This is a genomic window from Mesorhizobium sp. WSM4808 (assembly GCF_055811675.1).
Genome location: NZ_JBVVQX010000083.1, coordinates 1 through 336, shown reverse-complemented (window position 1 = coordinate 336; position 336 = coordinate 1). Strand labels below are relative to the sequence as shown.

Annotated in this window: 1 pseudogene; it reads right to left on the bottom strand. The window is 58.3% G+C overall.

The window, feature by feature from the left end:
* Positions 1 to 69: 69 nt before the first annotated feature.
* Positions 70 to 336: pseudogene (locus AC0L2U_RS34780) on the bottom strand (porin); the annotation flags it as partial.

The window sequence follows — 336 nt, the reverse complement described above, 5'->3', positions numbered from 1 at the left end:
GCCGGCGACCACCAGCCCTCAAGACCAATGCGCTTCTGCCGCCTTGCGGATCGCCCAGAGAGCGCAGTTCCCCGGCCTCTGTCTCACGCCTAGGACGACGTGGGGAACATGGCTGTCGAGAGAACCGACCTCACTCGCCCCTTGTTCAAGTGAAACCACAGCCGAAAACCCATTGACGGTATCCATGTAGTACTGATCGAATTCGCCATACGGAACAAGTGCGTTATTGAGGATGTTCCCGGCGTATCCGATAAATGTGTCGAAGGCCGATTCGTCCTTCCCGACTCGGAGACCACCAAGCTGGATCCAGGCGGAAGCCAACTTGGCGCCACCGTT